Origin of the sequence: Frankia sp. AgKG'84/4, assembly GCF_023242965.2 — a bacterium.
Classification (GTDB): Bacteria; Actinomycetota; Actinomycetes; order Frankiales; family Frankiaceae; genus Frankia.
In genome coordinates, this window is the sequence record NZ_JALKFU020000144.1 from 1 (window position 1) to 10,458 (window position 10,458).

The window sequence follows — 10,458 nt, forward strand, 5'->3', positions numbered from 1 at the left end:
CCCGCGGGCCGCGCGCGGAGATCACGATCGGAACGAGGCCCGATTCGGCCGGCGGGCGGACGCCGGGGCCGGTCTCCCCGGCGGAGTCCGGCGCGGGCGCGGGGCCTCCCGGCTCCGGCGATTCCTCGGGTGCCTGCTCCAGGATGATGTGCGCGTTGGTGCCGCTGAGCCCGAACGAGGACACACCGACCCGCCGCGGCCGGCCGGTGGCCGGCCACTGCCGGGCGTGGGTGAGCAGCTCCACCGTGCCGGCGCTCCAGTCGACCTGGCTGGACGGCGCGTCGACGTGCAGCGTGGCGGGCAGGACGGCGTGCCGCAGGGCCTGCACCATCTTGATCACACCGGCCGCGCCCGAGGCCGCCTGTGCGTGGCCGATGTTGGATTTCAGCGATCCGAGCCAGAGCGGCCGTCCGGCGGGCCGGTCCCGGCCGTAGGTCGCGATGAGCGCCTGGGCTTCGATCGGGTCGCCGAGCCTGGTGCCCGTACCGTGGCCCTCGACGGCGTCGATGTCACCGGCGGACAGGCCCGCGTTCGCCAGCGCGCGTCGGATCACCCGCTGCTGGGCCGGCCCGTTCGGCGCGGTCAGGCCGTTCGAGGCGCCATCCTGGTTCACCGCCGAGCCCCGGACCAGCGCGAGGACCTGGTGGCCGTGGCGGCGGGCATCCGAGAGGCGCTCCAGCACGACGACACCGACGCCTTCGGCCCAGCCTGTTCCGTCGGCGGCGTCCGCGTAGGATTTGCACCGCCCGTCGGCCGCGAGCGCGCCCTGGCGGGAGAACTCCATGAAGATGCCGGGGCTGGCCATCACCGTGGCCCCGCCGGCCAGGGCCAGCGAGCACTCGCCCTGGCGCAGCGCCTGCGCGGCCAGGTGGATCGCGACCAACGAGGACGAACAAGCCGTGTCCACGGTGACCGCCGGGCCCTCGAACCCGAACACGTACGACACCCGTCCGGACGCCACGCTCGCGCCGGCCCCGGTCATCGCGAACCCGCCGACCTCCGCCGGAACAGTCGCTCCGGCGTAATAGTCGACGCCCATGATCCCGGTGAACACCCCGACATCGGTGCCCCGGAGACCGGCCGCATCCAGACCAGCCCGCTCCAACGCCTCCCACGACGTCTCCAACAGCAACCGCTGCTGTGGATCCATCGCGACAGCCTCACGCGGCGAGATACCGAAGAACCCCGGATCGAACCGACCCGCCTCGTGCAGAAAACCACCCCGGTCGACGTAGGAGCGGCCCGCTCGCTCGGCGCCGGGGTCGGCGCCCGGGACGGCGTCCGGGTCGAACACGTCGTCGAGGTCCCAGCCGCGATCGTCGGGGAATCCGGTCACACCATCACCGCCGTCGCGCAGCAGTCGCCACAGCTCGCCCGGGGAGCGCACGCCGCCGGGCAGCCGGCAGGCCATCCCGACCACGGCCAGCGGCTCCGTCGCGGCGGCGGCCCGGACCGGCTCCGCGACCGTCGGCTGGTCCGAGCCGCCGAGCTCACCGAGCAGGAACGAGGCCAGCGCACGCGGCGAGGGATAGTCGAACACAACCGTCGCGGCGAGATTGACGCCGCTTTCCTCGCGCAGCCGGTTGCGCAGCTCGACCGCTGTCAGCGAGTCGAAACCGGCGTCCCGGAACGCCGTGTCGGGCTGCACCCGGCCGCCGCTGTCATGCCCCAGCACGGCGGCCACCTGGGCGCGGACGATATCGAGTAGCAGGTCCGCGCGGGCGTTGTCGTCGAGGCCGGCCAGCCGTCCGGCCAGGGTGCCCGTCCGGGCGCCGCCCGGCGAGCCGGCGCGGGCGCGCTGGCGACCGGCGGGCACGAGGTCGCGCAGCAGCGGGGGCACGGGCCCGTTCTCGCGCAGCGCGGCGAGGTCAAGTCGGACCGGCACCATCAGGGCGCTGGTACCGGCGAGCGCGGCGTCGAACAGGGCCAGGCCCTCGGCCGGTTCCAGCGGGACAGCACCGCCGCGGCGACGCATCCGGTCCCGGGCCAGGTCGTCGACGCCGTCGGCCATGCCGCCGTCCTGCCGCCACGGCCCCCAGGCCAGCGAGAGGCCGGGCCGGCCCTGGGCCCGGCGGGCTGCCATGAGGGTGTCGAGGTAGGCGTTCGCGGCGCCGTACGCGCCGGTTCCGGCGCCGAGGAAGGTGCCGGAGACGGAGGAGAACGTCACGAAGACGTCCAGGTCGAGGGCGCGGGTGGCGTCGTCGAGGTTACGTGCCGAGAGGGCCTTGGCCGCGAAGACCTCCGCCAGCCGGTCCGGGTTGGTCCGCGTCACGATCCCGGCGTCGAACACGCCGGCGGCGTGGATCACCCCGCTCAGCCGCCGCCGCGCGGCCAGCCGAGCGGTCAGCGCGGCGACACCATCCGCATCCGAGACGTCGAGGGCGACGATCTCGACGCTGTGCGCACCCACCTCGCGCAGCCGTTCGACGAGTTCGCCAGCGCCGTCAGTGGCCGCGCCGCGGCGACTGACGAGGACGAGGTGTCGCACACCGTGCTCGGTCACCAGATGGGCGGCCAGCCTTCGGCCCAGCGAGCCGACGCCGCCGGTGATCAGCACGGTGCCGGCGGGGTCGAACGGCGATGGCGGGTGCTGGCCGGTGGTCGACGTGCTGGACGCACGGATCAACCGGGGCGTGAGCAGGGTGGACCCGCGGACGGCGAGCTGCGGTTCGCCGTCGGGCAGGAGGTCCGGCAGTGAACCCCCGGTGGGGTCGAGGTCGACGAGGACGAACTGGCCCGGGTTCTCCGCCTGGGCCGCCCGAACCAGCCCCCATACGGCGCCGCCCGCCGGGCCGCACCGAGGGTCGACGGCCGCCTCGGGCCCGACGGCCACTGCCGCGCGGGTTACGACGACCAGCGGCCCGCGCGGGGAAAGCACGCCGGAGTCGCCGGCGAGCCGATCCTGGAGCACCGCCAGGACCCTGGCCGTCTCCATGAGCGGATCGTCGCCGCGGACCTCGAGCACGCTCCGCTCGGGACGCGCCCCCGAGTCGGCTGGCGGGTCCTGCGGGGACGCCACCGGGCGCCACTCGATCTCGTAGAGCGAGTCCGGACCGGACACGCCGCGCGCACCGGCGGCGAGGAGCTGGTCGGCGGTGACGACTCGGGAGACGAGCGAATCGAGCGTCACGACGACGGCGCCGGTGATGTCGGCTGCCGCGAGGACGAGGGTGTCGGGCCCGGGCTGGCGCACCCGTACCCGCAGCGACGTCGCGCCCGCGGCGCGCAGACGCAGGCCGTTCCAGGCGAACGGGAGCCGGATCACCGGTTCCTCCGGCCCGCCGTCCGCGCGCGGGCCCGCAGCCTCGCCCTCCGCGGCAGCGGCCAACACAGCGCAGTGCAGGGCGGCGTCGAGCAGTCCGGGATGGATGCCGCAGGCAGCCGCGACGGCCCGGTCCTCGGGCGCCACGGCGACCTCGGCGAAGACATCGGCCCCGCGTCGCCACACCGACCGGACACAGCGGAACGCCGGCCCGTACTCGTACCCGGCCTGGGCGAGCAGCTCGTATCCGCCGGCGAGGTCGACCGGCGCGGCCCCCGCCGGCGGCCAGGCCGCGAGATCGGGGTCGGGCTCAGGCTGGGGGTCAGGTGTCTCGGTCGCCATCAGAGTCCCGCTGGCGTGCCGAGTCCACCCGGTGGACTCGTCCGGCGCGGACCAGATCTCGACCGTGCGGCCGGCCGGCGACCCGTCGCCGGCCAGCCCGTCGCCCGCCAGCCCGTCGCCCGCCAGCCCGTCGCCCGCCAGCCCGTCGAGAGACAGCCCGCCGAGGGCCACATGTACCCGGACGCCGCCCTTGCGGGGCACCACGAGCGGACTTTCGATCACGAGTTCGCGCAGAACCCCGCAGCCGGCCTCGTCGCCGGCCCGGATGGCGAGCTCCGCCAGCCCGGTTCCGGGCACCAGCACGACGCCGCCGATGGCATGGTCGGCCAGCCAGGGGTGGGTGCGCAGCGAAAGACGGGAGGTCAGGGCCACGCCTCGGTCGCGCGGCAGGTCGACCACAGCGCCGAGCAGGGGATGGTCGGCGCTGGACTGGCCGAGCACAGCGGGCTCGGCCGGGACGGTCGCGGGCAGCCAGTAGTGCTGGTGATCGAAGGCGTAGGTCGGCAGCTCGATACCCGCCCCGGTGCTGCCCGCCGGCAGCGCCGCCGCCCAGGTGACCTCGACGCCGCGGGTGAACAGCTCGGCCGCGGCGGCGAGGGCGGTCTGGATCTCGGGCCGGCCGTCGCGCATCAGCGACACGCCGGGCCGACCGGCCGCGGCGGTCAGGCCGGAGAGCGCGGCGCCCGGTCCCACCTCGAGGAACACTCCCGCGCCCGCGGTAATCGCGGCCCGCACGCCGTCGGCGAACCGGACGGTCCGGCGCACGTGATCCGCCCAGTAGCTCGGGGTGGCGAGCTCGTCACCGGCGATCTCGCCGGTCAGGTTTGAGATGACCGGCACCGCGGGCGGGTTCCACCGCACCTGTCTCAGGACCGCGCCGAACTCGGCCAGCACGGGCCCCATCCGGGCGGAGTGGAAGGCGTGCGACACCGGCAGCCGCCGGGTACGGACGCCCCGCTCGCGCATCGTGGCGGCGACGGCCAGCACGGCTGCCTCATCGCCGGACAGGACAACCGCGTCCGGCCCGTTGACCGCGGCGAGATCGACACCGTCGCCGAGGAACTCCGCCACGGCGTCCGGCCCGGCGCCCATCGCGACCATCACGCCGCCCGCCGGCAGTGACTCCATCAGCCGGCCGCGGGCGGCCACGACCGCGGCGGCGTCGGGCAGCGACAGCACACCGGCCAGGTGCGCGGCCGTGATCTCGCCGATCGAGTGACCGATCATCAGGCCTGCTCGGATGCCCCACGACTCGAGCAGGCGGGCCAGCGCGACCTCGACCGCGAACAGTCCGGCCTGCGTGTAGACCGTCCGGTCCAGGCGGCGGGCGTGTTCCGTGCCGTCTGGCGCGAGCACCACGGTGCGCACGCCAGGTCCGGCGGCGGCGCCGAGCCGTTCGTCGAGCAGGGCACAGGTCTCGTCGAAGGCATCGGCGTAGACCTGGAACCGGCGGCGGAGTTCGCGGCCCATCCCCGGCCGCTGGGAACCCTGCCCGGGGAAGACGAAAACCACCGTCCCGGGTCGCCCGCCGAGGCCGGCGACGACGTTCGGGGCCGGTTCGGACCGGGCCAGGGCGGCCAGGCCCGTCCGGGCCTCGGCCGTGGAGGTGGCCAGCACGACGGCCCGGTCGGGCATCCGGACCCGCCGGGTCAGCAGGGCGTCGGCGAGGTCCGCCAGCGCGGTGTCGTGCCCGCGCAGGTAGGCGGCGAGCCGGCCGGCCTGACCCGCCAGCGCGGGGGCGCCGCGCGCGCTCAGGACCAGGGGCACCGTCGTGGTCTGCGCCGCGGACCGGGCCTGCGCCGCAGCGGGGGCGGGGTCCGATTCGCCCGGTGCCTGTTCGAGAACGAGATGGGCGTTCGTACCGCTGACCCCGAACGACGACACCCCCGCCCGCCGCGGCCGCCCGTCATCCGGCCAGGGCCGCGACTCGGTGACCAGCCGGACCGCACCGGTCGACCAGTCCACCTGCCGACTCGGCTCGTCGACATGCAGCGTCGCAGGCAGCACCCCGTGGCGCATCGCCTGCACCATCTTGATCACGCCGGCGACGCCGGCGGCGGCCTGGGCATGACCGATGTTCGACTTCAACGACCCCAGCCACAGCGGCCGGCCGGCTCGTCTGCCCTGCCCGTAGGTCGCCAGCAGCGCCTGCGCCTCGATCGGGTCGCCCAGCCTCGTCCCGGTCCCGTGTCCCTCCACTACGTCCACGTCCGTCGGCGTGAGTCCGGCGGCGGCCAGTGCCCGACGGATCACCCGTTGCTGGGACGGCCCGCTCGGCGCCGTCAGCCCGTTCGAGGCGCCGTCCTGGTTCACCGCCGACCCGCGCACGAGGGCCAGCACCCGATGGCCGCGGGCCCGCGCGTCGGAGAGTCGCTCCAGCACCAGCACCCCGGCGCCCTCACCCCAGCCGGTGCCGTCGGCGGCGTCCGCGAACGACTTGCAGCGGCCATCGGTGGCCAGCCCTCGCTGGCGGGAGAAGTCCACGAACAGGCCTGGCGTGGCCATCACCGTGGCCCCGCCGGCCAGCGCCAGCGAGCAATCGCCGCGGCGCAGCGCCTGACCGGCGAGATGGATCGTGACCAACGACGACGAGCAGGCCGTGTCGACGGTGACAGCCGGACCTTCGAACCCGAACACGTAGCACACGCGCCCGGAGGCGACGCTCGACGCCGCCCCGGTACCGGTGAAACCCTCCAGTTCGGGTGGCACACTGCCCCCGGCGAAGTAGTCGACGCCCATGATGCCGGTGAACACGCCGACGTCGGCGCCCCGCAACGAGGTCGCCGGGATACCGGCGTTCTCGACGGCCTCCCAGGAGACCTCGAGTAACAGGCGCTGCTGCGGGTCCATCGCGAGCGCCTCCCGCGGGGAGATTCCGAAGAAGCCGGCGTCGAAGCGCCCGGCCTCGTGCAGGAATCCGCCGCGGTCGACATACGAGGTCCCGGTGCGGTCGGGGTCGGGGGCGAACAGGGCGTCGAGATCCCAGCCCCGGTCGTCCGGGAAGGCGGTGATCCCATCCCGGTTCTCGGTCACCATCGACCACAGGTCGTCCGGCCCGGCGACTCCACCGGGAAGCCGGCACGCCATTCCGACGATCGCGATGGGCTCACGAGCCGCGTCCAGCAGCTCCTGGTTCCGCTTGCGCAGCGAGCCGACCTCCGCCAGTGAGGTCCGCAGGGCGTCGACGACCGTTTCGTAGGACGCGCTCACGCTTAGCCCCCTTCAGTCCAGGTCGAACGCGGTTCCGAGGACCCCTCGCGGCCCAGAGCCAGCCGGACGAGGTCGTCGACGTTGAGTTCGGCGATCGGCAGCGCCTCCGGCTCCGTCGCGGCGGCCGGCTCGACGCTGGTCGTGCGTGCGAGTCGCAGCAGGGCGTCGAGCAGGCCGGCCTGCCGGAACCGCTCCAGGGGCAGGCTGGCCAGCGCGGACCGCAGGACGGCTTCGTCGGTCTCCAGCGTGGGCTGGCCCGGCGCGGGGCCGGCCGGCGCGAGTCTTTCCAGCAGGTGGCGGGACAGGGCCAGCGGAGTCGGATGGTCGAAGACCACGGTGGCGGGCAGGGTGAGGCCGGTCGCCTCACGCAGCCGGTTGCGCAGCTCGACCGAGGTGAGCGAGTCGAAACCGGCTTCCTTGAAGGCGGTCTCGGGCTCGACGTCCTGCGGTCCGGAGAGACCGAGGACGGCCGCGACCCGGGCCCGGACGACGCCCAGCAGCAGCTCGTCCCGCTGCGGGTCGGCCAACCCGGACAGCCGGCGGACGAGGTCGCGCGGGTCGTCGGAGCCGCCCCTCGCACCGCGCCGGCCGGGGGGCACGAGCTCGCGTAGCAGTGGTGGTGCGGCCGGGCCGGGCTGGGCCCGCAGGACGCGCAGGTCGAGCCTGATCGGCACGAGCTGGGGCCGGGCGGTCGCCAGCGCCCGGTCGAACAGCGCCAGGCCCTGGTCCGGTGTCAGGGGAAGGATGCCGAGGTGGGCGGATGCCCGGTCGCGATGACGCATGCCGTCCGTCATCGCGCCGTCCTGCTGCCAGGGGCCCCAGGACAGCGACGTCGCGGTGTGCCCGGCGGCTCGGCGGCGGTGGGCGAGAGCGTCGAGGTAGGCGTTGGCTGCGGCGTAGTTTCCCTGGCCCGGTGAGCCCAGGACACCGGAGGCAGAGGAGAACAGGACGAACAGGTCCAGATCGCCCTGGGCGCCGGCCGCCAGGCCGTCGGCCAGCCGCGCGAGGTGCTCCGCGGCGCGGACCTTCGCCGCGAACACCCCCGCCACCCGCTCGGGGGTCAGCGCGGTGACGACACCGTCGTCGAGAACACCGGCGGCGTGCACGATTCCACGCAGCGGATGCGCAGGATCGATGCCGCCCACGACCGCCGCCAGGGCATCGGCGTCGCTGACGTCGCAGGCGCGAACCTCGACGTCCGCGCCCAGCTCCCGCAGCCGGGCGACACTCGCACCGATGCCCGGGGCAGCCTGCCCACGTCGGCCGACCAGCAGCAGATGCCGCACGCCGTGGCGGGTGACGAGGTGCTCGGCCACCAGCCGCCCCAACGCGCCGGTGCCTCCGGTGACCAGCACCGTCCCGCCCTGCCGCACCGTGATCGGAGCAGCGTCCGCCGTCGCCGGCACCCGGGCGAGGCGGGGCGCCAGCAGGGCTCCGCCCCGGACAGCCACCTGCGGTTCGCCGGTAGCCAGCGCCCGCCCGAGGACAGCCGCCGACGATCCCTCGTCGACGTCGAGCAGCACGACCTGGCCCGGATGTTCGGCCTGCGCGGCCCGGACCAGTCCCCATACCGCGGCCGCCGCCGTCTCTGGCGCGGCGGTGTCCCCGGCCGGCACACCGCTTCGGGTGACCACCACCAACCGGGAGTCCACCGGCTCGGCGGAGCGGGACGCGGCGGCGCCAGCCTGCGCCTCGAGCCAGGTCTGCAGCGCCGCGAGGGTGTCCGTCGTCGCGGTGAGCGCGTCCTGCGACTCCGTCTCCACGACGGTGACGCCCGACGCGGGTCGCGGCTCGCCGGTCGGTTCAACCAGGGCGACCCAGTCGACCCGGTACAGGGCATCGCCGGCTGGGGCGGCCGCGAGCTGAGCCTCGGACACGGGTCGAAAGACGATGGCGTCGGCGGTGAGGACAAGTGCGCCGGTGCCGTCGGTGGCATCCAGCCGGACGGTGTCCGGCCGGTCCGGACCGGCCGGGGTGACCCGGACCCGCAGGGCGTCCGCACCGGTCGCGAGCAGGCTCACCCCGGTCCAGGCGAACGGCAGCACGGTGGTCGGTGAGCCGGGCTCCGGGTCTTCGCCACCAGCCCGGTCGGGCCTCGGGCGCAGACCGTTGGTGTGTAGGGCGGCGTCGAGGAGGGCTGGGTGCAGGGCGAACCGGGTGGCGGTTTCGCGTTCGGCCGCGGGTAGCTCGACCTCGGCGTAGATGCTCTCGCCGTCACGCCACGCCGCCCGCAGGCCCTGAAAGGCCGGGCCGTAGGCGTAGCCCCGCTCAGCCAGGTCGGCGTAGAAGCCTCTCGGGTCCAGGGGAACCGGTTCCGCGCCAGGCGGTGGCCAGGCCAGCGCCAGCGCCGGCACTGGCACTGGCGCTGGCGCTGGCGGGGCAAGGATGCCGGTGGCATGCCTGGTCCAGGCCGAGCCGTCCTCCAACGCCGAGTGGATCTCGACGGTGCGGGTCGCGTCCGCACCCACGGCCGACACACCGACCTGCACCCGCAACCCACCCCGGTCGGGAACCACCAACGGCGCCTCGATCACCAGCTCCCGCACCAGCGGAGCACCCGCCTCGTCACCCGCCCGCACCGCCAACTCGACCAGCCCGGTCCCCGCCACGAGAACCACACCACCAACAGCATGATCGGCAAGCCACGGATCCGTTCGCAACGACAACCGCGACGTAAACACCAGACCGCCGTCCGGACGACTCACCAACGCACCCAACAGCGGATGATCCACATCGGCCTGACCGACCGCGACCGGGTCACTGTGCCTCGCCATCGCCAACCAGTAATGCCGATGATCGAACGCGTAGGTCGGCAGATCGACACCATCGCCGACGCTTCCCGCCGGCAGAGTCGCCGCCCAGTCGACCTCCCGACCCCGAACAAACAACTCCGCGGCCGCGGTCAGCACGGTCACAACCTCCGACCGGTCATCCCGCAGCGCCGCAACAACCGGGGCGGCCTCGGCCAGCACACCGGACAACGCCGCACCCGGACCAACCTCGACGAACACCTCACCACCCGACGCCCCAACACCATCGTGGAAACGGACTGGCCGGCGCACATGAGCAGCCCAGTAGTCCGACGAGGACAAAAGCCTCGGCTCCGCGACCGCACCCGTCACGTTCGACACCACCGGAATCCTCGCGGAACCCCAGGAAACACCCGCCAACAAAGCCACGAACTCCGCGAGCATCGGCTCCATCCGAGCCGAATGAAAAGCATGCGACACAACCAGCCGCCGAACCCTGCACCCCCGCGCCCGCAGAACCTCCGCCGCCGCCAGCACCGGCACCTCATCACCCGACAACACCACCGACACCGGCCCATTCACCGCAGCCAGATCCACACCACCAGTCAGGAACGGCCGCACCTCCTCCTCCGCCGCATTCACCGCGACCATCACCCCACCCGGCTCCAACGCCTGCATCAACCGACCCCGCGCAGCCACCACCGTGCAGGCATCCCCCAACGACAGCACTCCCGCCGCGAACGCCGCCGTCACCTCACCAATCGAATGCCCCATCACCACATCCGGCTCCACACCCCACGACCCCAACAGGCGCAGAAGCGCAACCTCCACCGCGAACAAACCAGCCTGGGTGAACACCGTCTCATCCAACAACCCCTCCGGCGACCCGAACAC

General features: G+C 74.1%; 2 protein-coding genes. Both read right to left on the reverse strand.

The window, feature by feature from the left end:
• Window positions 1-6,814: type I polyketide synthase (locus MXD58_RS11590; protein ID WP_308301946.1), on the reverse strand; the 6,814-nt coding region annotated here is incomplete at its 3' end.
• 2 nt (window positions 6,815-6,816) lie between these two features.
• Entirely contained in the window at window positions 6,817-10,458 is a 3,642-nt protein-coding gene (locus MXD58_RS11595; RefSeq protein ID WP_308301947.1) for a type I polyketide synthase, read from the reverse strand.